At 41.4% G+C, this 22,554-nt stretch carries 23 protein-coding genes; 15 read left to right on the top strand and 8 right to left on the bottom strand.

What is annotated here, in order from left to right; all coding sequences use genetic code 11:
• The 14 genes from LV83_RS14870 to LV83_RS14935 all read left to right on the top strand — a co-directional run bounded on the left by LV83_RS14870 (window position 1) and on the right by LV83_RS14935 (window position 11,085).
• On the top strand, window positions 1–327 hold the full coding sequence (locus LV83_RS14870; protein ID WP_111612337.1) for a DUF4133 domain-containing protein: 327 nt from the start codon (window positions 1–3) through the stop codon (window positions 325–327).
• 62 nt (window positions 328–389) lie between these two features.
• Window positions 390–2,852, top strand: a complete 2,463-nt coding sequence (locus tag LV83_RS14875) for a TraG family conjugative transposon ATPase (protein ID WP_111612338.1) — start codon at window positions 390–392, stop codon at window positions 2,850–2,852.
• A 10-nt stretch (window positions 2,853–2,862) separates the two neighbouring features.
• Window positions 2,863–3,567 (top strand): conjugal transfer protein TraI, encoded by a 705-nt coding sequence (locus tag LV83_RS14880; RefSeq protein WP_111612339.1) that lies wholly within the window; start codon window positions 2,863–2,865, stop codon window positions 3,565–3,567.
• A 12-nt stretch (window positions 3,568–3,579) separates the two neighbouring features.
• Entirely contained in the window at window positions 3,580–4,227 is a 648-nt protein-coding gene (locus LV83_RS14885) for a hypothetical protein (protein WP_111612340.1), read from the top strand.
• Between the two features lie 11 nt (window positions 4,228–4,238).
• Entirely contained in the window at window positions 4,239–4,865 is a 627-nt protein-coding gene (locus LV83_RS14890) for a TerB family tellurite resistance protein (RefSeq protein ID WP_111612341.1), read from the top strand.
• Between the two features lie 26 nt (window positions 4,866–4,891).
• A complete protein-coding gene (gene traJ, locus LV83_RS14895) occupies window positions 4,892–6,115 on the top strand; it encodes a conjugative transposon protein TraJ (RefSeq protein ID WP_111612342.1) in 1,224 nt (407 codons plus the stop codon).
• 11 nt (window positions 6,116–6,126) lie between these two features.
• Window positions 6,127–6,744 carry a conjugative transposon protein TraK gene (gene traK, locus LV83_RS14900; protein ID WP_111612343.1) on the top strand — a complete coding sequence of 206 codons (618 nt, stop codon included), beginning with the start codon at window positions 6,127–6,129 and terminating at the stop codon, window positions 6,742–6,744.
• Between the two features lie 2 nt (window positions 6,745–6,746).
• Window positions 6,747–7,070, top strand: coding sequence for a hypothetical protein (locus LV83_RS14905; RefSeq protein ID WP_111612344.1), 324 nt, complete (start codon window positions 6,747–6,749; stop codon window positions 7,068–7,070).
• Window positions 7,067–8,374 (top strand): conjugative transposon protein TraM, encoded by a 1,308-nt coding sequence (gene traM, locus LV83_RS14910; protein WP_111612345.1) that lies wholly within the window; start codon window positions 7,067–7,069, stop codon window positions 8,372–8,374. Before LV83_RS14905 ends, traM begins: the two co-directional genes overlap by 4 nt.
• 10 nt (window positions 8,375–8,384) lie before the next feature.
• A complete protein-coding gene (gene traN, locus LV83_RS14915; RefSeq protein ID WP_158530593.1) occupies window positions 8,385–9,242 on the top strand; it encodes a conjugative transposon protein TraN in 858 nt (285 codons plus the stop codon).
• 65 nt (window positions 9,243–9,307) lie between these two features.
• A complete protein-coding gene (locus LV83_RS14920) occupies window positions 9,308–10,087 on the top strand; it encodes a hypothetical protein (protein WP_111612347.1) in 780 nt (259 codons plus the stop codon).
• Between the two features lie 108 nt (window positions 10,088–10,195).
• Window positions 10,196–10,480, top strand: coding sequence for a hypothetical protein (locus LV83_RS14925; RefSeq protein WP_111612348.1), 285 nt, complete (start codon window positions 10,196–10,198; stop codon window positions 10,478–10,480).
• Between the two features lie 41 nt (window positions 10,481–10,521).
• A complete protein-coding gene (locus LV83_RS14930) occupies window positions 10,522–10,779 on the top strand; it encodes a helix-turn-helix domain-containing protein (protein WP_111612349.1) in 258 nt (85 codons plus the stop codon).
• A gap of 12 nt (window positions 10,780–10,791) precedes the next feature.
• The gene (locus tag LV83_RS14935; RefSeq protein WP_111612350.1) at window positions 10,792–11,085 is read left to right on the top strand and encodes a hypothetical protein; all 294 of its coding nucleotides are present in this window, start codon (window positions 10,792–10,794) and stop codon (window positions 11,083–11,085) included.
• Window positions 11,086–11,482: 397 nt separating this feature from the next.
• On the opposite strand, the gene LV83_RS14940 is transcribed toward LV83_RS14935, so the two are convergent.
• The 6 genes from LV83_RS14940 to LV83_RS14965 form a co-directional block, all read right to left on the bottom strand.
• Entirely contained in the window at window positions 11,483–12,544 is a 1,062-nt protein-coding gene (locus LV83_RS14940) for a PepSY-associated TM helix domain-containing protein (protein WP_111612351.1), read from the bottom strand.
• Between the two features lie 81 nt (window positions 12,545–12,625).
• Window positions 12,626–15,007: a TonB-dependent receptor gene (locus LV83_RS14945; protein ID WP_111612352.1), complete on the bottom strand. Its 2,382-nt coding sequence runs from the start codon at window positions 15,005–15,007 to the stop codon at window positions 12,626–12,628.
• 630 nt (window positions 15,008–15,637) lie between these two features.
• Window positions 15,638–17,290: a mercury(II) reductase gene (gene merA / locus LV83_RS14950; protein ID WP_111612353.1), complete on the bottom strand. Its 1,653-nt coding sequence runs from the start codon at window positions 17,288–17,290 to the stop codon at window positions 15,638–15,640.
• Window positions 17,290–17,646, bottom strand: a complete 357-nt coding sequence (locus tag LV83_RS14955) for a heavy-metal-associated domain-containing protein (RefSeq protein ID WP_111612354.1) — start codon at window positions 17,644–17,646, stop codon at window positions 17,290–17,292. Before LV83_RS14955 ends, merA begins: the two co-directional genes overlap by 1 nt.
• A gap of 47 nt (window positions 17,647–17,693) precedes the next feature.
• The gene (gene merTP, locus LV83_RS14960) at window positions 17,694–18,299 is read right to left on the bottom strand and encodes a mercuric transport protein MerTP (RefSeq protein ID WP_111612355.1); all 606 of its coding nucleotides are present in this window, start codon (window positions 18,297–18,299) and stop codon (window positions 17,694–17,696) included.
• Entirely contained in the window at window positions 18,296–18,673 is a 378-nt protein-coding gene (locus LV83_RS14965; RefSeq protein WP_111612356.1) for an ArsR/SmtB family transcription factor, read from the bottom strand. Before LV83_RS14965 ends, merTP begins: the two co-directional genes overlap by 4 nt.
• A 644-nt stretch (window positions 18,674–19,317) precedes the next feature.
• On the opposite strand from LV83_RS14965, the gene LV83_RS14970 reads away from it, so the two are divergent.
• Window positions 19,318–19,635: a hypothetical protein gene (locus LV83_RS14970; protein ID WP_245947067.1), complete on the top strand. Its 318-nt coding sequence runs from the start codon at window positions 19,318–19,320 to the stop codon at window positions 19,633–19,635.
• Between the two features lie 553 nt (window positions 19,636–20,188).
• Here LV83_RS14970 and LV83_RS14975 read toward each other — a convergent pair.
• Window positions 20,189–21,154, bottom strand: coding sequence for a PorP/SprF family type IX secretion system membrane protein (locus LV83_RS14975; protein WP_111612357.1), 966 nt, complete (start codon window positions 21,152–21,154; stop codon window positions 20,189–20,191).
• 41 nt (window positions 21,155–21,195) lie between these two features.
• Window positions 21,196–22,554, bottom strand: a 1,359-nt coding sequence (locus LV83_RS14980; protein ID WP_158530595.1) for an MBG domain-containing protein, incomplete at its 5' end; no start/stop codon positions are given.

The raw sequence follows: 22,554 nt of genomic DNA on the forward strand, positions 1-22,554 counted from the left end.
ATGGGAACTAGCATATACAAAATCAATAAAGGCATCAATAAGTCCATCGAATTCAAAGGATTAAAAGCCCAGTACATCTGGTACCTAGGTGCCGGTGTGCTGGCACTACTTGTCAGCTTCGCCATCCTCTTTATTCTTGGGGCAAATCCTTTTATCTGTCTGATCATTATCGCAATCTCAGGATCAGTTTTAGTCGTCAAGGTCTATCAACTCAGCCATAAATATGGGGAACACGGCATGATGAAAAAGCTTGCCCACCGTCAGATCCCACATGCCATCCGCATCAAATCAAGAGGAATCTATCGGAAACCCAAAACCAAAAAATAGCTCTCCCACTCCAATCAAACCCACAAAACCCCTCATTCCCAAAGAGAAAATAAAACCAATCCATGGAAAGACTACTTGAAACCCATTTTCCTATCCTGAGTATAGAGCAAGACTGTATCCTTTCCAAACAAGGGGATATCACGGTCGCTTTCCAGGCAGAACTTCCTGAGATCTTTACCTTAAGTAATCAGGAATACGAAGCCTTTCATCAGGTGTGGATCAAGGCTATCAAATCACTTCCCAAGCACAGTATTCTACACAAACAGGATTGGTTTATAGACAGCCGCCATCAAGCTAATTTCACGGAATCCGAAGAAAGCTTTCTGCATAGAAGCAGTGAACGCTTCTTTCACGAACGTCCCTATTTAGATCATAGCTGTTACCTATACTTAACGTTAAGCCCTAAAAGCAGGAAGGTTTCAAGCAGCCTGTTTTCCACCCTACTCCGCTCCCATATTGTACCTGAGGAATTGATTCTTGCTGATACCCTTCCCAACTTTCTGGATACCTGCGGACAGTTCGAACGCATCCTGACCGACAGTGGATTTGTGCATATAAAGCGACTAAAAGAACTCGACATTTACAGCACTCGCACCCAAAAGGGAATACTGGAAAAATACTGTAGTCTCTCGGAATCCAAGGAACCAACCTGGCTTTCAGACATCAACTTCAAACCAAGCCTAAGCATTGGTAACAAACATTGCCGTTTATTCACCCTTTTCGATTCCAGCGATTTGCCTGCACTTTGTGGAAGCAGAATCAACTACGACAAATACAGTACGGACACTACCAAATTCAGCGTTGGCTTTGCCTCAGCGCTGGGGCAACTCTTACCCTGCAACCACATCTACAACCAGTACATCTTTATTGAAGATGTACAGCAAACTCTTAAAAGACTGGAATCCAAACGGCTCCGTCTCCAGTCACTTGCCAATTACAGCAGGGAAAATACCATTGCAAGGGATGCTACCAATGACTATTTGAATGAGGCGATCAGTGAACAAAGAATACCTGTAAAAGCCCACTTCAATATCCTAACCTGGACAGAAGACCCACTAAAGATTCCTGAAATCAAAAAGCAGATTGGCGCTGCCCTCTCCCAGATGGAGGCTACTGCAAGGGAAGAAACCGTCGGAGCTGCCCAGATCTTCTGGGCAGGAATCCCCGGTAATAGTGCCGACTTTCCGATGAATGATAGCTTTGACACCTTTGTGGAGCAAGCCAGTTGTTTCCTAAATCTGGAAACTGGCTATCGCAATTCGCTCAGTCCATTTGGAATTCGATTGGGAGACCGGCTCACCGGAAAACCAGTTCATGTGGATCTATCCGATGAACCTGTAAAAAGAGGCATCTGCACCAACAGAAACAAATTCATCCTTGGTCCAAGTGGTAGCGGCAAATCCTTTTTCACCAATCACATGATCCGCAGCTATTACGAGCAGGGAACACATGTAGTCCTTGTGGATGTGGGGCATTCCTACAAAGGACTCTGTGATCTGGTCGGAGGTTATTACTTCACTTATGATGAGAAAAACCCCATCCAATTCAATCCCTTTTACATTGCTGAAGATGACCAGCTGGATACCGAAAAAAAAGAAAGCATCAAGACGCTGCTGCTTGCACTCTGGAAAAAAGACAACGAAACCTTCACCCGAAGCGAATATGTCGCCCTTTCCAATGCGCTAAAAGGCTACTACGAAAAACTTGCTTCCGATTCATCCCTGTTTGCGAGTTTCAACAGCTTTTACGAGTACGTGAAGTCAGACTTTCTGCCTCTTCTTCAAATCGATAAAGTCAAGGAGAAGGATTTTGACATCAGCAATTTCCTTTATGTTCTTCGCCCCTATTACAAAGGGGGAGAATTCGATTACCTCTTAAACGCCACCGAGAACCTGGACTTGCTTCAGGAGCGTTTTATCGTCTTTGAACTGGACAATATTAAAGACCATCCCATCCTTTTCCCAGTTGTGACCATCATCATCATGGAAGTCTTCATCAACAAAATGCGCAAGCTCAAAGGCATCCGAAAACTGATTCTCATTGAGGAAGCCTGGAAAGCCATTGCCAAGGAAGGCATGGCTGAATACATCAAATACTTATTTAAAACAGTCCGAAAGTTCTTCGGGGAAGCCATTGTAGTCACCCAGGAAGTCGAGGATATCATCAGCTCCCCTGTGGTTAAGCAAGCCATCATCAACAACAGTGACTGCAAGATCCTACTGGATCAGTCCAAGTACCAGAACAAATTTGATCAGATACAGGAACTCTTGGGCTTAACTGACAAGGAACGGGCAATGGTACTTTCAGTCAACAAGGCCAATGATCCCAATCGCATCTACAAGGAGGTATTCATCAGTCTGGGAGGAATGCTCTCCAAAGTGTATCGTACCGAGGTATCCAAAGAAGAGTACCTCGCCTATACGACTGAAGAAACCGAGAAAATCAAGGTAATGGATTATGCCCATCGATACGGCTCCATACAAAAAGGAATAGCAGCACTTACAGTAGAACAAGTCCAACACTAAAAACACAGCCATGATTAGCTCCCATAAAAACATCAGCCGTACAGTCCTGCTCACGGTACTTTGTGTAGCATTTATCCTTCCGCCAACCCGGACTCAGGCGGCAGCAACAATTCCTATTGTAGAGATAATTAAGGCTGCTGTCAAGAAAGTCATCGTTGCAGTAGATCTTCAAATCCAGAGGCAGCAAAATAAAGTGATCTGGCTACAGAATGCCCAAAAAGTATTGGAAAACACCATGTCCAAACTCAAGTTGGATGAGATCTCCAGCTGGACAGAAAAGCAACGCGAACTCTACGAAAAATATTTCGACGAGCTCCAACAGGTCAAATCAGCGATTTCCAGCTACCATCGGGTGCGTGACATCGCCCAAAAACAAACACTGATTGTCACTGAATACAAAAAAGTCTGGGCAGTAATCCAGCAGGATGATCATTTCACCATCCAGGAAAAAGAGTACATGGGGCAGGTATATGCCGGAATTCTGGAAGCTACGGTAGAAAACCTGGATCAACTGTCAATCCTTATCAAATCATTTACACTTCAAATGAGTGATGGGGAAAGACTGACCCTACTGAATGAGACTGCTCTACAGGTTGACCAAAACTACCAGGACTTGCTCTCATTTAACCGCAGCAACGGACAGCTGAGTCTACAACGGGCGAGAAGCAACACAGAGATTTCACACATACAGTTACTCTACGGAATCAAACCCTAAATCCCTATTCCTATGAAAAAGCTACTTATTTTCCTTTACCTCATCGCTGCGGCATTGCCAGTATCAGCACAGAACTTCCAGGAATGGTTTCAACAAAAGCAGACCAACAAGAAGTATCTGGCTGAGCAGATTATTGCATTACAATCCTACCGTACTGTACTTAAAGAAGGTTATGAGGTTAGCCAACAAGGGCTCAGCTTGGTCAGTACCATCACAAATGGAGACTTTGATCAGCATAAGGACCATTTCCAATCTTTTTCGAAGGTAAGTTCTAAAGTAAAAAAACATCCAGACACCCAGCACATAATAGGGTTAGCTTCAACTATTCAACGGGTGTCAAGACAATACCAAAAGCAACTTAACTCACTCAATCAGCTCAATATTTCCGAAGAAAATGTGGTCAGCCATGTCTTTTTAAACATACAAAAAGAAACTGGGCAACTGCTCACTGAGCTACAAGCACTTTTGCAAAACGGTGAACTCAGCCTGTCTGATTCAGAGCGCATCATCAGACTGGAACAACTCCTCCTGTACACGCAAATCATCTATTCCTATACAATGCGGTTTGGGCAGGAAGCCATTCAATTATCCAGCCTTAGAGAACAGGAACTAAACGGGATTAGCCAAGCAAGAAACTTTCATACCCTTGATCAACTCTAACCTACTCAACCATGAAAAAATTACTGATACTGCTTTTCCCGCTCATTTTCACGATAAACCTTCAGCCAGCATCAGCACAGGCAGACGAAATAGCTCAGTTATTACTCAATGTCACCAAACTGAGCCAGCTCAAGCAAATACTCAGCGATCTGGAAAAAGGATACACCACACTGAGCTCTGGCTATTCACAGATTTCAAATATCGCGTCAGGAAATTTCACAATCCATGAAGCCTTCCTGGATGGCTTGCTACAAGTAAATCCAACGGTAAAAAACTATTACAAAGTCGCAGAAATTATCCGTTTTCAAATCAAGTTGGTGAAGGATTACAAATCGGCCTTTACGAAACTTAAAAACTCCGGTCAGTTCACGAGCAGGGAAATTTCTTACCTCTCTTCAGTGTATAACAATCTCTTCAAAAAAAGTCTGCAACAGCTCGACGAACTAACCTTAGTCTTAACTGCAAATAGACTTAGGATGTCAGATGAGGAACGCTTGGCAGCCATTGATCAGATCCATACCCACATGCAAGACCAGCTGATTTTTCTAATTGCATTCAATCAGGAGAACCAGGTTCTGGCAATTAGCCGAATCAAGGCAAATCAGGAAGTAAATGGAATCAAAAACCTCTATCAATAAATAGGCAACTAAGCTCAACCATCGCCATGAAAGTAATTCCTAAATCCATAGCTATCATTTTATTCTCCATCCTTCTACCACTGACTACTCAGGCCCAGGTGGGCTATGATAGAGGACTCCATGGCGTGTTGGAAGACCTTTACTCTGAGATGATGCCATTATGCAGTCAATTGATCAGCGTGGCTCAGGGAATTGCTGCCTTTGGAGCTTTATGGTATATCGCCTCCAGAGTCTGGCGATCCATAGCAAATGCTGAGCCCATAGACTTCTATCCCTTGTTCCGGCCATTTGCCATCGGCTTTTGTATCCTGCTATTCCCATCTGTTCTTTCCCTGATCAATGGAGTGATGAATCCAACTGTCAACGCTACAGCCTCGATGATGGACAATTCCAACCAAGCTATTGAAAACCTTCTGAAGCATAAAGAAGAAGTCGTTAAAGGGACTATTAAAGGCCAAATGTACCGAAGTAATTACAGGGAGGGGGATTATGAAAAATGGTTGAAATACACTCAGGGTTTGCCTGAGGAAGCTACTGCTCCGGAGGAAAGTTTTTTAGAATCTTTATGGAACAACGAACTTTTCTCAAATGCAAAATGGAGCTTCAATTTTAAACATTGGATTAAACAAGCCCTTGCTGAAATATTGCAATTGCTATTTGAAGCTGCCGCGCTTTGCATCAATACCCTGAGAACCTTTCAGCTGGTTGTTCTATCCATTCTGGGTCCCTTGGTTTTCGGTCTATCTGTCTATGATGGATTCCAGCATACTCTTACGGTCTGGCTTGCCCGCTATATTAATATCTACCTCTGGCTACCCGTGGCCAATATCTTCGGTGCCATCATCAGCACCGTACAGGAAAAAATGCTCGTGCTGGACATAGGACAAATCGAAAGCACCGGGGACACCTTCTTCTCTGCCACAGATACAGGATACCTGATCTTTTTGGTGATCGGTATCATAGGCTATTTCTCAGTACCCTCAGTAGCCAACTACATTGTCCATGCTGCTTCAGGTGGAGCACTTCCGCATAAAGCATCCAGCTTTTTCACTCAAGCTGCATTCAGCACTGTTTCCATGGCCAGCTCCGCCGCCAAAATAGCTACAACACGAGGATCAAGTATGTCTGCTGATTCCTATGGGGATAAGGCAGGAAGCATGAACCAGTCCATGGCTTCACGTGGTACGGCTGCCGGTTATTTCAAGGATGGCAGTGATTATCAATCCAGCAAACTTAAAGGCAACTCTTAATCTTACTACCCATGTTCAGCAAACCAAAAAACATAGACACCGCCTTTCGACAAATCCGGTTATTCACACTTACGATAATCCTCGGTTGTCTCCTCTTTTCAGGTTTCACCCTCTACAAGAGTCAGCAATTGACCGCATCGCTTCAGCAAAAAGTCTACATCCTGGCCAATGGAAAGGCTTTGGAAGCTTTTGCAACAGACCGCAGGGATAATATTCTAGTCGAGGCAAAAGATCATATATCCGCCTTTCATCGGTATTTCTTCACACTCGATCCTGATGAAAAAGTCATCATCGCCAATACAGCCAAAGCACTCTATCTGGCAGATGCTTCTGCAAAACGTCAATACGATAACCTGACGGAAAGCAATTACTACTCAAATATCATTGCAGGGAATATCAGTCAGGAAATCAACATGGACAGTGTATCCATTGATCTGCAGCAAACCCCGTCTTACTTCCGGTATTATGGTACCCAACAGTTGACCCGGACAGGCTCCATCGTTACCCGAAAACTAGTAACTGAAGGTTACCTGCGCGAGGTGTCCCGCAGTGATAATAATCCTCATGGTTTCCTGATCGAAGGCTGGAAGACATTGGAAAATACAGATACACATATTCAAAACCGCTAAGCATGAATACCCCTCAAACACATCCCAATCCCATCGAAGCAGTCCAAGAATTTGGGCAACTCCAAGCCCAAAAATTCGCGGAACTGCTCCACCACAGAACTGAGAAACTCAGTCAAAGAGCTAAATACCTATACTTAATTCTCTTTCTCCTCATTTCATTAAGTGGATGTGCCTACCTGCTTGTTTTTAAAAGCTCCTCCTTTTCTCCTCCAAAAGAACCATTACCAACAACCAACCTCCCCTACTTTCCTGATTTGGGAAATTCAAATTCCGATCCCGACAGTCTCACTTCAAACCCTAACACTTCAAAACAATATAAACCATGACTAACACAACAACCCAAAAACAACAGCAGAAACGAAAATTTCTTCTAATGCTACCCCTGCTCACAGTACCCTTTTTGACTTTTACATTCTGGGCTCTCGGCGGTGGAAACGGGATAGCAACTGATCCTATGCAAAGCCAGCAAAGTGGAATCAACATGGAGCTGCCAGGTATTGCAGATAATAAAACCCAAGTACTTGACAAGCTAGGGCATTATAAAAAGTCCCAAACAGACTCTGCTAGATTTCTACAGGCAGTAAAGAATGACCCGTACTATCGCATGGCTTATAAACCGGAAAAAAGCACCGGTATTGAAGATCAACTAACTGATTCCCAATCCTTGGAAAATGGCAGGTTGGGAAGTGTTCCTATGGCTGAATTTCAGGACCCGAATGAACGGTTGATTATGGAAAAACTGGAAGCACTTAATCAAACGCTTATGGAAAAGCCGATTGCTAAAGTCCTCGATAAAAAAGTTGAGACAAACCAACTCACTCAAACTGCCGGTGATCCAACACTAAGCGCAGACTTAGATCGGCTAGATCACATGATGCAGCAGATGCAGGCAGGAAATGCAAGCACAGATCCTGAAATGCAGCAAATGAGCCAGTTACTCGAACAGATTCTGGACATACAGCATCCTGAACGTGTACAAGCCAGAATACGCTCCAACCAGATCCAGCAGCAAAACCAGGTATTTAGTGTAAACCCAATTTCTAATACTCAACATATTTCCAGTTTAGACCCTACTGAGGCAGCTACTGTAGGAGAAATAGAAACGGCAGGGAGAAATGGCTTCTTTAGCTTAGAAAGTCCAGACGATATAAACGAGCAGTCAAACTCCATTAAAGCTGTAATCCATGAAACACAAACACTGACATCAGGAGCTACAGTGAAACTTCGGTTGACTGAGGCAGCAAGTATCAATGGATTAACTATTCCCAAAGATCAGCTGGTATATGGCACCGCTTCACTCAACGGAGAACGTCTAAAAATTGAAATCCATCACATTCGGGTACATGACCAGATTCTACCCGTGGCTTTGACAGTTCATGATGCAGATGGAATGGAAGGAATTTACATCCCAGGATCACTATCAAGAGAAGTGACTGCACAAGCTAGTGATCGGGCAATTCAGGGATTTGGGATCAGCACATTCGATACCTCACTGGAAGCTCAGGCTGCAAGTGCGGGAATCGAAACGGCAAAAACCTTCTTAAGCAAAAAGACCAAACTGATTCAGTTTACGCTCAAAGCAGGTTATCAGATCTGGCTCAGTGATGAAAAAACCAACGCTAACTTCTAAATCCAATACTATGAAAAGCGATCAACTCACAAAATGGACCGTCACACTAGTGCTTGTGGGAATAACTTCTCTGGTTGGCAATAGAGTAAAAGCCCAATCAAATTCATCCTTTACTACGCAAGCAATCCCTTCTGTTTCCTTACAGATCAGCGAGCAGCTCACTACCAACCTGATTTTCCCGCAGGCCATCAAAAGTGTGGACCGAGGTAATCGAGAAATCATGGTTCAACGTGCAAATTCCGTTGAAAACATCCTTCAGGTGAAGGCTGAAACAAGCGAAATGAACAATAGCAACCTAACTGTGATCACATCGGACGGTAAGTTTTACTCATTTAAAGTAAGTTATTCAGCAAATCCCCAACAGCTCAATTTGACTGTAATTCCAGGTTCCAAAAAACCTGCAGCTGAGTTCCCAAAGGGGACATCCAATGAAGTGGCCGTTTTAGAAACAGCTCAAAAAGTAGCTGTAAAAAACAGGCAAATTAAGCCGATCAGACAACGTAAATACATGACCGGGCTAAGTCTGACCGGTATCTACATCGAAGAAGACCTACTCTATTTTCAGATCAGGCTGGAGAACCAAACCAATATTACCTACGATGTGGAACAGTTCCGCTTTTTTATCCGGGACAACAGAAAAGACAAACGAACAGCAGTACAGGAACTGGAGCAAATCCCCATTCAGATTCTTGGCAATACAGCACAAATTCCTGCCCAATCAACCCAGACTATAGTAGTCGCACTTCCCAAGTTTACCATTCCAGACCAAAAGCATTTAGGAATTGAATTAATGGAACAACAAGGCGGAAGACATTTGAAAATAAAAGTCAAAAACAACCACATTATCCAGGCAGCTGTGGTAGAGTAAGATTCCTTACCTACAGAAAAACCAATCAATAAATCTTTATCAGTTAACCACAAACAACATAGATCATGAACGAGCAAAATTTCGATTACCTCAAAAACCAGGTTAAGTACACCGGATTCGGCGAAGCTTTGGAGCCTCAATTAAAAGAAAAGATCAGCAAGGGAGAATCCAATTTCACGCTAAATCATCAAGCAAATTTTGGAGGGGATACCGTCAATTCAAACCTGCATTTTCGAAAGTCAGAAATGACTGATATGTATTTCTTTAACAAGTACGATCTGAGTCTGACCAAATCCGGACAGGATGAACCGGCGATCAATCAGACCTTTTACATCGGCAAGGACAACAACATCACATTGAAGGAAGGATACAATCTGTTGGACGGACGTGCAGTAAACAAAGATCTGGTAAACAAGGAACAGGAAAAGTATAATGCCTGGGTCCAACTGGACTTTAAGGAAACGGATAATCAAGGAAACTTTAAACTAAAGCAGTTCCATGAGAATTACGGCTTTGATCTGCAAAAGGCATTGGAAAAGCACCCGATAAAAGAACTTGGTTATCCTGAAGACCAAAGCAAGCTGATGGATTCCTTAAGAAAGGGAAACCGACAATCGGTGACTTTTACTGGCAGTGAAGGCGAACAAAAGCGCTTTGTAGAAGCAAACCCGCAGTTCAAAAATGTGAATACCTACGATTCCAATCAGGTACGCACCTCAGAAACTCAGCGGGAAGGCAAAAGTGAATCACAGAGCAAATCCCAAAAACAGGAAGTCAAGGAAGAATCGGATGAGAGTCCCACGAAGAAGACTCGAAAAAGGAAGAGTGCAAGAGTAGCAGGTTGATTCACCCAAAATGGAGCAGATGAAATCGAGCATGACAGAGAACGCAATACATTAGAAGTATTACTTAGCATGCGAGATTCCATCTGACCAGTTAAAAAACAAATTCAGATGAAAAAAGCATTGGAGGAATTTATGGCAGGGATTGAGAAAGATCCCAGAATATGCCTTTCCCATATCGGGGTTTTCTCCGTGCTGCTTCATGTACGGGAAGAATATGGAGGTATTGAACCCTTTCCTATTCAAAGGAAAAAGCTTATGAAAGCGGCAAAGATATCCAGCACAGCCACTTACTTCAAAATCATCCGGCAACTCGATGAGTATGGATACATATGCTACCTGCCTACGTTCAACAGAATGAGCCAAAGTAAGGTAGCACTTGCCAAAGAACTCTAAAAAACCGAAGCCTATCTCAATAAAATTTCAACTCTCAGCTTATGGACTCCATCACTAAAAAAGATTTGGAGACTCTCCGACTTCAATTGATTGCGGATCTCAAAAAACTCCTGGAAAAGCCAGCTGAATCAAAACCAGATGAAAAGGAATGGTTAAGAAGCAAGGAAGTAAAAAAGATACTCAGTATTTCCGACGCAGCTTTACAGAATTTAAGAATTCGAGGGGTGGTTCACCCAGTAAAAATTTCAGGTCTCTATTACTACAAATCCGAAGAGTTGAAATCTTTATTCAAACAATAAAAGTAACCAGTTATGAAAGTTCTCCAAATGGAATATTACGTGGATAGAATCGTAAAAGAAAGGGATATCAAACCAACGCGGGTATCCGTTTTTTTAGCCATGCTACAACTCTGGAAAGAGCAGAAACGCTGCAATCCTTTTCAGATCTCCAGACGCAAAATCATGAAACTATCTGGAGTAAAAAGTATTGTTACCTATCATAAATGTATCTCCGAATTAAAAGATCGAGGGTTGGTAGAATATAATCCTTCCTATCATCCAAGATTGGGGAGTGGAGTGAGATTGAAGTGCTTAAAGGAAAACTAAAACAACATTCTCCAAAACTCCAAGAGACAATAACCTTCCATTCGAAACTATATTTTATAAAAAAAATTAATCCATCTCCGTAGGAACAAAGTTTAGGTTGAGCGGATTACTTACTAGATAAAAAATCTAATATTCATTAATAATTAAGACACTGGTTTTACTAGAAATTCTTTCAACAGCTTATTAATTTCCATGGGTACAGTTTCAAATTTATTTAACAAATTGAAATTTCACCTTTTCGCTGGAATCAAATTATTCAGTATAAACTTCAGAGAAATAGAGGCAAATTGAATGATGACAAAAGGATTATTTGATCGCAAATTTGAATCTATATTAGAGTAACATGTTATTTGGGTAAGCAAACTTCTATCCTTTTATTAGGGAATATATCCATCCTCTATTTTTTTGAATTATGAATTTTCCAACCAGAAACCAGCAAAACTAAAGGGATAAATCCTGATATAAACACTAAAAAACGACCAACTATCCCTCCGATTTCACCAATATGGATGGGGTAGAATTGACCGGCCATTTGTAAGCTTAAGGGATCATTAGGAAAATCTGATAGTGTAAGGACGCTTCCATCTTGATGCAACTCCATTTCCTTGGTTTTTCTTAGTCCTGTTTGAATTTCCCGACGCTCTATCAATCTTATTTTATATTTCCCATTTCCATCCACAGGAAAATATATGGCTCGAATGAAGTAAGTTTCATCATAATGAGTTAAGTATTCACCAATTGAATGATAAGTCGGTAGGCTATGATCTACGTAAATTTGATTCACTTTTTTAGGCAAATCAAAAACCTGCATGACTTCTTTGTAAGAAGAATTGAAGGTAAAATATGCACCTGAGAAAGCCATAAAACCTAATGGAAGGAAGAAGAAAATTCCCAGGACTTTATGCAAATTATAATTAAAAAGTCTTTTTGGCGAATTCCATTTCAGTTTAAATCCACTTGACACCTTCTTTCCATAGATATCCCACCAAATTTTCAATCCAGACATTAAAAGGAGGAACACAAAAATCAAGGCGCTGGTACCGATGATATATTTACCATAATCGGCTTTTCCCAAGGTCCTGTGGTAAATCAATAATTTTTCGAAAAATTTAATTGAATTCGATTTTTCACCGAGATACGTACCCGAATAAGGATGAAAATACTCCGTTTTTCCATCTTTATAATCGATTGAAATAGTTTGCTGCTCTCTATAAGGCAAATGGATTTGACTGATTTCCCCTCCCCTTTCTTCAATCAGGGACTTCATCGTATTCAACAGCCAACTCTCATCAAATTCCTCCTTTTGCTGGATTTCCAATAAATCAGAATTTAAAAATGCGGAAATTTCGGGCTGCCATACATACATGGAACCTGTTAAACCCGAGAATGATGCAATCAATCCGCAAGTTATTCCTAACCAGAGATGGAGTTTTCTATTGAATTTCTGGAAGCGTGTCAATCTGATTTCTTAATAACAAAACCCAAAGCTTAATAGGCTCTGGGTTGAATTAAAACATACTTGTTGTTTATCAATTTCTGTTTAGAAATTGTATTGCAGGCTTAACTTCGCATTGATCCCTTCCCCTGTTCCAGAAAAAGTCTTTAAAGGAGCTGCCCATTGTGATCTGGCTGGCAAATAAAACTCATTCAACAAATTATTGATAGCCAAAGAAAGGCCTAGATTTTCTAGCATTTGATAGTTAGCAGACCAATTTACAAGAGTATATCCTTCTACTGGAAACTGGGTATGTCTATAGGTATAATTTCCGGCTCCATCCAGATATGGATCAAATCGATCTCTATCTCCCAAAGAGGTCATCCGAAGTGAGGTACTGATTTTATCACTTGGGTTGTAGGTAACATAGGCTGTCAATTTGGGAGCATTAATGACATCACCGCCAAGGTAGGTTAAGGTGCTTCCACTGTCAGTACTTTTGTTGACCCCTTCAACATAAGAATAGCTCACTCCCAATAGTAGTTTACTATCAAAAGCTCTATAGTCCAATGCAACTTCAGCCCCATAGATATTCTGTGGCTGTTTTGAGGGAACAAAGGAATTAATGGATTCGTCAAATACTACCCCGGTACCCAAATTTGACGTACTATAATATCCCACTGCCTCCAGTTTGAAATTATTGAACATGGAAGTAAACCCAAATTCAAAATTCTCAGTCACGGCCGGCTCGAGCTGAATATCGTTGATATTAGATGCCGTAGCAGATCTCAAAACAGAGCCTAAATCAGAGATAGAGAAACCCTGAGAATAACTAACATATGGAATAAATTCCTGATGCTTAATAAATCTAAGCCCTGCGTTAAATGATAGGTTATTAAACCCAATGACACCTCCTTCGACTGCTACTGAAGGAGTAAAATTACCGTCGCTAAGGGCAGAATATGGAAGGGTATTATAATCATCAATATTCAATCGCATATCATCATACCTCATCCCAACTTTAAGCACCCAATTTTGGTCAAACTTGACGGTAGATTGCAAATACGGAGCCCAACTGAACATATCAATATTGGGAACCCATAATCTACCATCGAGAAGACCTTGGTTCGTTTTGTCATTCAATAAATCTATACCATAAATCAAAGTAATGTTTGTGGAGCCTTTGGTTGGGAAATTGGAGGTGAAATTTGGTCTGATACCGAATTTTTCTGCATTAATCACAGATTGCCCTCCATTCTCGAATTTGTCTGAATAAAAGAACACATTTTTGGTGTTCTGATAATATAGATCGGTGGCAAAATCGGTGGAACCTCTAAAAATCGAGTAATAGTTATACGTTAACTGTCCATTGATCAATTTTGAGCCAGTTGGTTCCTCTCCTTCAATGGATCCCTCGACTCCGTATCCTGGAGTAAAGGTATAATCACCATTCTCCTGTACCTCAAAACTCGCTGGACCAGGTATAAAAGGAGTGTCCTGACGTGAATTATAAATATTCCCTCCCAAAGTAATTGACTGTTTATCTGATAGCTGATAGTCAATTTTGGCTAATCCGGTTACGATTTTGGTATTATCCAATCCATAAGTTGGCAGGATCACATCACCATTTGCATCGTATTTATTTCCAGTTTGTTCAAAACTACCACTTACTAAATAGCTGAATTTATCCAATTTCCCTTTTAGGGATTGGTAAACCCCATATCCCAATGCATCCTTGGTTTTAGCTAAATTGGACGTGCCCCACAGACTTGTGGTGCCTTCGATTTTTCTTGAAGCATTCGGTCTTTTGGTAATGTAGTTGATAAACCCTCCGTTTCCTCCGTTACCAAAAATTGAAGTAGCTCCTTTGATCACTTCTACTCTGCTAATATCCAAAGGACTGACAGATTTGATTCCGAGTTGCCCATTTCTCAAAGGTGAAGATTGGGGAATCCCGTCGACCATTACCAATAGGGAACGACCTCTCAATGTTTGCCCCCAGTTGGAAAAAGTACCTGTGGAAACACCCAAACCTGGAACCGTAAATTCCAGAATTTCACTGATATTACTTGTAGATTGACTCAGGTCTTCCAACTGTTTTTCATTCACAACAGTAACGGAAGCGGGGATTTCCGAAAGAAATTCTGAATGCCTGCTCGCAGACACGACTATTTCATTTAGGTTGGCTAGATCTTCCATAAGAACCTGAAACCACTCTAACTTTCCTTCACCATCAACTGAAATTTCCACTACTTCTGTCAAATAACCGATCATACTGAATGAAACCTTGTACGTTCCTTTGTCCAATCCTGCTATTTCAAATTTACCAGTATGGTCCGAGACTGCTCCTTTTTGCAAAGATTGGACATAGACACTAACCCCAATAAGTGGCTGATCCTTTTGATCGGTTATTTTTCCAGTTAAGACAGATTGGGAGAATGCGCTAATTGAGAATAATATCGCAACTATTGTTAAACAGTATTTCATTTTTATTTAGACTTATTACAAATAGTACGCAAATCTATAGTCGAAAATTTAATAAACAAGATTCAAATAAAACAAAGCTGATATCTAGGGCATAAAAACCTCTTTATCAATACGTTTAATTTTATTCTAATAAAAACGAAACCTTGAAACATTAACCATTATAATTGAATTCTTCTAAGGCAGACATTATAAAGAACAAAGTAAGCCACCTAAAAAGGGCAGCTTTGAGAAACTAAACTCTAACCAAAAGAGCTGAATAGTATAATAGACTACATTGCACCGAACAATGCCCATGAAGAATGAACAACCAGAAGCACGCCCGCCAATAGCCACCTGTTACCGAAACGAACTCTAAATAATAACTTAAACATAGTGCCTAACCACAGGACGGTGTGATTGTGGCAAGGGCAGTGAAGAAAAAATACTTCCCGTAGGTGTGGAGATTTTTTTGAAACTGGCGTAGCGAACCCTTGTAAACACTCACATCCGCATGCCTGTAACTTTGCTTTATGTTTGAGAGATTATTGAAAATTTAAAGCAGTTAGTTACAGTTTCGCCACCATTCAAATAATTGAAACACAATTCGATTCTTGAATGGCATTTATAAAGAACGTATCGAAGGATATTGATTTAGCTCGCACAGCAACTCAATTTCGTTACGTCTTTTCCGAAAGTTATCGCTGCTAATTTAATTCCTTCTCCCAAAGTCAGGTAAGGATAGAAGCTATCCGCCAGGTCTTGCACTGTTATGCCGTACTTGATAGCCATACTTAATTGCTGAATCAATTCTCCGCCTTCGGGTGCAACTACTCTTGCTCCAATCATTTTATCGGTTTCGGTATTGCGAATCAGTTTAATAAATCCCCTGGTGTCGTTTGCTGCAATGGCTCTCGGCACGTCTTTAAGCTCTAATTTTGAAACTTCAAACGGAATGCCTTTGGCTTCTGCTTGTACTTCATCTACGCCTGCGCCTGCAATTTGAGGGTTAGTAAATACCACCCAAGGTAATGAAGAATAATCTGCCTTATTGTCCGTTCCTGAGAAAGCATTTTCAACGGCAATTTTACCTTCAAATGCAGCTGTGTAGACAAAGGCAGGGGTGTTAGTTACGTCACCTGCTGCGTAAATGTTGGATAGATTGGTTTCCATTTTTTCATTCACCGCAATGTGACCACTTTGAGTGAGTTTCAATCCAATGTTTTCTAATCCCAATTGGCTTGTATTGGCTTTCGCTCCTGTGGCAATGACTACTTTTCCTTTCTCTAGGATTTTATTAATTGAACCATCTGGACACTTGCAATGGATTATAGTATCTGTTCCGTTTTTTTCAAATTTTACAGCTCTGAAATTTGGTAAGATTTCAATGCCTTCTTTTCGCATTTGTGTTTCCAATGCTTCGCTGATGTCGGGTGTTTGTGTTCGCAATACACGATCTGTAAATTCAATGATGCGGACTTTCACACCCAGGCGGTTGTAAGCCATGGCGATTTCCAAACCTATGTATCCGGCTCCCATAATAGTCAGGCTCTCCGGTTTGTCTTCTAAATCAAAAAGCGAAACATTGGTCAGGTAGTCAATTTTGTCCAATCCTTCAATATTGGGAATGTTAGTAGAAGCTCCGGTTGCAATTAAAAATTTGATGGCTTTGTACTCCTTTCCATCCACTTCAATAGTTTTATTGTCTTTGAACTTTGCCCAACCTTTTAGTAAGGTTAGGTTCTGAAAGTCGCTCACTACGTCCATATATTTTTTCTCTTGAAGTGTGGCTACCAATTTTTTCTTGTCTTTGATGATTTGAGCGAAATCAATGTCAACGCCTTTTGGTTTGATACCATCAAAATTGGAATGGGTAGCGTGATAAGCCGTCTCGGCTGCACGAATTAGATTTTTGGAAGGTACACAACCAACGTTCACGCAAGTACCGCCAAAGTCTAATCCGCCATTTACCATAAGGGTAGTTAAACCCAAACTCTCTGCCTTTATGGCTGCCGAGAATGCAGCCGAACCACCACCGATAATGATTAAATCAAATTGATTATTTGCACTATTCCCATTTTCAGGGAGTTCACCTTTTACCCTATAATTTTTTGTTCCGTTGATGGTGCTGATGATCTCTTCTTTGCTGGTTTTAGCAGGGTCAAAAGAACATTCACATGTGGCTTTCGGATAGCTCACATTGGCTTCTTTTACCCCCTCGTTTTTCGAAAGAAGTTTTTCAATGCCAGAGGCACAATGGTCACAGGTCATGCCTGTGATGTGGAGTTTTATAGTTTCTTGTCTCATTAGGATTTCTTTTTTGGAGCTTCTTTCATAATCTCAGCTTTATAACCTGTCTTTTCAATCACTTCAATGATTGCATCAGGGGTTGTCTTTTTAGGGTTGTAGGTGATAGTTGCCAAATCCCCTGGGTATTCCACCTTGTGTTCAATAATGCCGTCCACTTCTTTTAGCGCATTGGAAATATGGTTGGAACAACCTGCACAAGTCATTCCCGTGATTTTCAGTTTTAGGGTTTTGCCTTCTTGTTGGGTTGTAGTTGTTTCTTGTACTTCATTGTCAGTCGGTTTGCAACATTGCGCATTAACATGAGTAATTACAATCAGAAACAATGCACTCAGTACAATCAAATTCTTTTTCATTGTGTAATTATTTAATTAAGTTCTTAAATACAGGAGGCAAAAAAAATCTATTTCTTTCCTACCACTTTATAGCCTGTACCGTTGATGGCTTCTTCAATCTTTACCAAACTTACCTTAGATTGGTCAAATTCTACCTTGGCTATTGATTCTTCATAGCTTGCATCTACTTTAACAATGCCCGGTAATTTGTTGACGTCATTTTCTACGTGCGAAGCACAGCCATTGCAAGTCATTCCTTTTACCTCAAAAGTTACCGTTTGTATGTCCGAAGCATTTACGATTATGACTTCCTTATTGTCGTTTGAAGGATAGAAAATGTGCGCATAGTTTGGAAAAGCAAGCATTGAGATTGCAAACACAGTTACAATACCTAATAATCCTTTCGATTGCCAAAATGAAGGTTTTTCATCTTCTTCGCAAGCACATTCAATTTCTTCGGCTGTTCTTGGTTTGAGTTTCTGATACCAGGCAATACCCAATACCAAAACAGTAATTCCGATGAGAAAAGGTCTTGCTGGTTCCATCCACGAAAATGTAGATGCCACTCCTGATGCTCCTGAAATAAGTGCTAACACTGGGGTAATGCAGCAAAGTGAAGCTGCAACTGCCGAAAGCACTCCCGCTCCGACAAGTTTGTTCGATTTTTTGTTCATACCGTTTCCTTTTCTGAGTTGTTCATGATGTGTTTAAAGAATGGTCTAAGTATAGTCAGTTGCTCTTGTTTCAAAGAGTAGAAAATGGTTTGTCCTTCTCTTCTTCCTTCAATGACGTTTCCATCTCTTAGTTTTCTAAGGTGTTGTGAAACAGCGGGAATGCTCATCCCTAAAATATCCGAAAGGTCACAGGGACAGAGTTCGTTTTCTTCTTCCAAGAGAAATAAGATTTTCAACCTTACTTCGTTTCCTGCTAATGCTAAAAGTCCACTCAGTTGTGTGAATGCCTTTTCGTTGGTTTGAAGAATTTCTCTACAATTGTCTATTTGAACCTTGTCGGCAAACACTCTTATACACGATTGATTATTTTCCATAATATCTCCCTTTTGGTTTAAGTAACGCAATAAATATAAATAGTTTTATTATTTAAGCAAATACTTAATAATCAATTGGAGTGGGGTTGATTTATGCGGTTGGTGGGTAAAAGCATGTAAACCCAGGCGAAGCCATTTATGCGAGCCTCCTACAAATTGAGCAAGGTTGGTGACTGCAAGAGCCCGAAGAATGATGGAGGCAGGCCGCTACTTTTTACGGCATAGCAGGTGTGATTTTTCTTTTGTATTATGGTCAGGAAAGCCAGGGATAGCGGTAAGATGGCAGAGTTTTTTTGTGCTAAGAGTTTAAGAAAGCCTCTTATTTCCAAAGTTCCTTTTGAAATAGCTTTTGAACTGGTCTTTGAAAGGATTTTTCTAATTAGTTCATTTTAGTTATTTCAACTACTATTTGAAACTTAAAGAGTTAAAGAAAACCATGGAAAAAGGAATCAAGTGAGCTTCAATCAACCATTTGCAAAAAACGACGAAGTTGACCCCCTGCTGACGATTTAAGTTGACCCCGGCTTGGTGATGCAAATTGACCCCCTCGGTCGGTGATTTTTTTAAGATGGAATGGTAGGCTTTTAGGAGCTGTTGGAATGGTGTACAACAACACACTTCTAATGGCCAATCGCCCCATAACTATGAACAAGATCAGACAGATTTTACGTGGCCATTTTGAAGTTCATGGTAGCAAGCAGCTCAGCAAGCTGACGGGAGTTTCCCGCAACACCATCAAGTCCTACCTGAGAAGGTTTCAGGAAACCGGGATGCTTTTCGACGAGGTAAACGAACTCTCCGATGAGGGGCTGGCCCAACTGATCCTGGGTCCTCCTTCTCCACTACATCAAAGTGACAAGCTGGAAGTACTGCTTCCCCTTTTGCCGGGAATAGTCAAACAGCTGCGCAAAAAAGGCATGACACGCCAGCGTCTCTGGGAAGATAATTTTGAAATAGCCTAAAACGTTAGACACTATTTGAAGGCAATTTTATTTTCTTAAATTTAGATACTCGAAATCAAGTTCATTCAAATAGCAGTTGTGTAGGCACAATTCAGAAAAAATATTCTGTGGCAAAATCAGGCAAAGACAAAAGATTAAAAAACTCGTTGCGTAAATCGTGTAGTAGGTAAAAATTTATTTTCAAAGCTACTGAATACCAACACTTTACAAGCAATGTTCGAATCTCGCCAGCTCCACCTGACGGCACAAATCCAATTTTGAAGGATTTGTGCCTTTCTTTTTTTAAGTCAATTCGCTATTAATCAGATAGATAAACTTTACAAATATGTTGATTTAGGGAGTTCAAACTTTTTCATCCTGAAAAGTTATTTATTTTGAAAAAGTCGAACTCAGTAAAACCTTCCCTCATTTTCACCTAACTATCGAAGCTTACATACCAACATTAATCCCCTGTTTATCATTACTTTAAAGTCTTTTTTGAGGCTTCAATTTTAATTTGAAATTGAAGCTGGAAATAGTAATACCTACTAAGGAAAACAAGTTATATTTTCACTTACCAGATCAATATCTCATCTTTTTCAAACTTGCTCTTCACATTGGATTTGAACAGGTTTAGTGTCACCGTGAACTCATGGGTACTTCCTGGCAGCAGGTAGCTACTGCCCATAGGAAACTCATACAGGTAGCCGATCCGCAACTTCGGGGTTAAAACACCAGCCTGCACGTTGCTCGCATAGTCTATCCGGTGACCTCCGCCTATCCATACCTTATCCATCAGCAAAGCTTTGAAATTCATCTCAAATACATTGGGAAGATCCTTGCGGCTTCGAAAGAAGGCATTCGTGATAATTGCCAGATTTGGCGTCACGGTCTCACGGAATCCTACCTGAACAAATTGCTCCGCCGGGTAGCCATCCATGAAGTTGTCCCCACTGCTCGCTTTGCCCCCATTAATCCTATGGATTGCATAGGAAAAATAGTACTTACGATGGGTCAGTGCCATTCCTATATTGGCGTCCAGAAACTGCATGTTGGAAAAAGAACCAAAATATTTTCCCATAGTAGGGTCGTTTTGTTCTTCGGTAGTCATCGCATTACCATCCAGTCGGATCGTTTGATAGTTGACCCCCACACCCAATCTGAGGTTGTGATTCTCTGTCAGTCGTACCCTGCTCGCATAGCTGATCATCAGCTCGTTGTCTCGAAATGCACCGTAGGTATCGTGAAGCAGGTTGACCGAAATGGCATTTTTCCCCATCAATGCCGGGTCCACTTCTCCCGCAAGCTCCCCAAAGTCCAGCTCTGCACTGAAGAAAAAGGTCTGCGGTGCGCCTTCAAATCCCGACCATTGATTTCTCACAAATCCTCGTACAGTAGAGCCTTCATACCCGGTCAAGCCGGGATTGAAGTAACTCTGGAAGTGCGAAAACTGGGAAATGTTCTTGCGCGACTGGGCAACCGAAAATACGTGCATCAACAGAAAGCAGAAAGTAAGCGGTAGATATTTTGAACGTGTCATTTCGTTTCGGATTTAAAATTAGAATTGAATTCCCTAGTACTTTAATCTTTCAGGATAGTGAGGATACCTCTGCGGATAATACCCGTCTCGATGACTTCGACCACCCAGAAGTAGGTTCCAACCGGCATTTCTTTGCCTTTGTAGGTTCCGTCCCATCGGACATCTGCATCTTCGGTGTAAAACATGCGCTCTGAGTTGCGGTCAAAGACTTGGACTCTCACACCGATGTAGTAGCGAAGGTCAGGTACACCCCAGGTGTCATTGATCCCGTCGCCGTTTGGCGTGAAACTGTTGAATATCTCAAGCTCCATGATGTCGGTTCGCCCTCGGTTGATCGTGAACTGTTTCTCAATCACATTCCCATCGCGGTCAGCTACCTGTATCACTACCGTAAACTCGGTCTTGCCAGACACCTCGTCTGCACTGCTCCAGAACAGAATTCCACTTTTCACTTCAAAATGCTCATTATCCCCCGCACCAGGCAATAGCGTAATGCTATGCACGTTGTCAATCGGGTCAATCACCGTGAAACTGCCGATCTCCTGGAAGTAATTAGCCGGATCAGGATCAAAATCATTATTGCTCAAAATCACATCCTGAGGTGCAGGCTTCGCCAATACATTCACCTCTACCGTGGCCATCAATTCAGCTGGATTTAGAATGCCACTAGGTAGGGTGAGTTTTCCGGTCAGGAAGTAGGCTCCACGCTTAAAGATATTAAGCGGAGTCTGATCCCATGTAACCGGCAACTGTACCACTTGTCCGTCAGCTGTCACCACACTCAAATTTATTGGCAATGAAGGGCTAACAGACCAAGGCGTGGTAATCAATTCATGGTCAGAAATCGTAATCAATTCAGCTGGGATGATCTCAAACTGAGCAGAGAAATACTCAACCTCGTAATTGTTACTTGGAATCAATGTGCCTAGAACTATTTTGTAAGAGCCGACCAGTTCTCCTGCTTCCCGAGATAGTTTGCCAGTCAGCGAGGTAATGTTATCAGTCCCCTTAAATCCTGTGGCAATAAATGTCAATTCAGGATCGCTTGAACCAAAGATTTTACTATGTGCATTGGCCTGAATTTTCAGCGTTGCCTTGGTTACCGTCAGCGTTCCATTCACCATCGTAATCGTGTAATTCTGATCCATTCCACCAGTCAGCGTGATTGGGTAAGTCCCCACGTTCGAACTTGCAGTTGCAGTCGTGCTGATGCTTGGTTCGTTCGTCACTTTTGTATCGCCATTGACTAGGCCGTCATAACTGAAGGTAAGCGTTGGATTTACTTCACCGTAAGTCTTGGACTTGTTGTCTGCGGTGATTGTTACTTCCTTCTTACCAATAGTCAGCGTTCCATTCACCAGCGTAATCGTGTAGTTCTGATCCGTTCCACCAGTCAACGT

The organism is Algoriphagus yeomjeoni (assembly GCF_003259505.1).
Taxonomy (GTDB): Bacteria; Bacteroidota; Bacteroidia; order Cytophagales; family Cyclobacteriaceae; genus Algoriphagus; species Algoriphagus yeomjeoni.